The organism is Kitasatospora sp. MY 5-36 (assembly GCF_001182915.1).
GTDB lineage: Bacteria > Actinomycetota > Actinomycetes > Streptomycetales > Streptomycetaceae > Kitasatospora.
Genome location: NZ_LFVW01001136.1, coordinates 1 through 1,754, shown reverse-complemented (window position 1 = coordinate 1,754; position 1,754 = coordinate 1). Strand labels below are relative to the sequence as shown.

Genomic DNA, 1,754 nt, shown 5'->3' with positions numbered 1-1,754 from the left:
GGTGCTGCTCGCGGTCATGGACGGCCCCATCGGGTCGACCGGGGCGCCCATGGTCCGCCCGGCGGTGCCCGGCCGGGTGGTGGCGACGCCGGACGCGGCCGGACCGGGGCATGGCGGTGCCCGGGGAACGGCAAGGCGACCTGGCCGGGGTACTGCTCCCCCCGGCCAGGTTAGCCTCACCTTAGCTGATCGTCCCCCCGGTCTCGCTGGTGATGCGCCCGTCCGGGGGAGCACCGGTTGTGCGGAGGGCGTTCAGCTGGCGCGCGAGCCAGACCGGCACGCCGCCCAGGGCGTCCACCAGCCGGGTCGCCTCGGCCCGCAGCCGCGCGGCCTCGGGCGGCTCGGACACCTCGGCGAGCGCCGCGAGCGCCGGCGCCACCCCCACCGTGAAGCCGAGTTGCTCGCGCAGCCGCAGGGAGGCGTCGAAGCCCTCCCGGGCGTTCCCGCGCTCCCCGCGCGAGAGCGCCAGTGCGGCCAGGTGCCGCCAGGTGTACGAGCGCAGCAGCTCGTCCCCGCGCTCGCCGGCGCCCTCGTGCGCCCGCCGGTAGGCGATCCAGGCGGCGCTGCGGTCGCGCAGCAGGTTCTCGGCGACCAGTCCGCGCCGGAAGTCCAGCAGCGGGCGGCCCGGGGCGTCCGGCGGCAGCAGGGCCGAGGTGCGGCCGAGCGCCGCCTGTGCCTCGTCCAGCCGGTCGCGCGGGCCGAGGACGCTCGCCACGTACGCGAGGAAGCCGCGGGCGCAGGCGGCGGCCGCGCGCTGCTCGGTGCCGGAGGCCAGGGCCTCCGCCAGGCGCAGCGCCTGTTCCGCCTGGGTCCAGTTCGCGGCGGTGAACAGGCATTGCTCGATGAGGAGTTCGGCCCGCCCCAGGGCCGCGTCCGGGTCGTGCTCGGCGGTCGGTCGCAGTAGTTCGGCGGCCTCCTGCCAGCACCCCCGGGACCTCAGCCGCCACACGGTGTCACCCGGCTCCTCCGCTGCCGCCCGCCCCCGCCCCTCCGGGTTGCTCGGGTCCCATCCGTGTTCCGACAACGCCACCTCCTTGTGTGCGCCATCCGGCATGGGCACGGACCTGCCCCTGAGGCCCTGTCGCCACGACCCGCACGCATGGCGACGACAGGGCGAAAGGCCCGCGCTGTGGCGGCAATTCAACACGGGGGTGAGCTTGTGCACCAGATCACGAGCGAAGGTTGTTGCTTTTGGAAGAGAAATGATCTAGGGGTGCGCGAGGGAAAGGGGCCGGAGGGGGCCGGTGGGGCGGCCCGGCGGGGCCGCCCGGTGGGTCAGGAGGTCCAGCCGGTCTCCATCAGGGCCTCGGCGGCGCCGTTCGCGGGCTGCGGCACGCCCGCCAGGTCCAGGCTGAACAGGGCCACCAGCAGCTGTTCGCCGCGCACGGTGGCCTGGTGCGAATAGCCCGCGAGGGTGAACATCGCGGCGGCCATCTCCTCGGCGTGCAGGGTCTGGAGCCAGAGGCACTCGACCGACTTCACGTCGGCGGGCTCGGTCCAGGTGTCCACCTGGGCGACCATCCGGCCGCCCAGCAGGGTGACCCCGTCGCGCTCCTGGGACTCGGTGAGCTCCAGGTCGTCGAAGCCGAGCCACTCCAGGTAGCGGGCGGCGGTGAACACCGCGTCCTGCGAGGTGCGCACCGGGTGCGGGCGGAACGGCGCGCGGTGGCGGAACGGGCGGGAGCGGCCGGTCGGGGACGGTGCGGGCGGGGCCGGGGCGGGCGCGTTCGCCGGGTGGGCCGGGAGCGGGCGGG

2 protein-coding genes are annotated in these 1,754 nt (G+C 75.8%); both read right to left on the bottom strand.

All coding sequences use genetic code 11. The features are described from left to right. Positions 1–181 precede the first annotated feature (181 nt). Positions 182–1,054, bottom strand: a complete 873-nt coding sequence (locus AE652_RS40845) for a hypothetical protein (protein ID WP_049660965.1) — start codon at positions 1,052–1,054, stop codon at positions 182–184. A gap of 221 nt (positions 1,055–1,275) precedes the next feature. Beyond that, positions 1,276–1,754: hypothetical protein (locus tag AE652_RS40840; protein ID WP_049660963.1), on the bottom strand; the 479-nt coding region annotated here is incomplete at its 5' end.

What these genes read in the sequence shown, in the direction of transcription:
- AE652_RS40845 (WP_049660965.1), bottom strand. Translation starts at nt 1,054, where the DNA reads ATGCCGGATGGCGCACACAAGGAGGTGGCGTTGTCGGAACACGGATGG.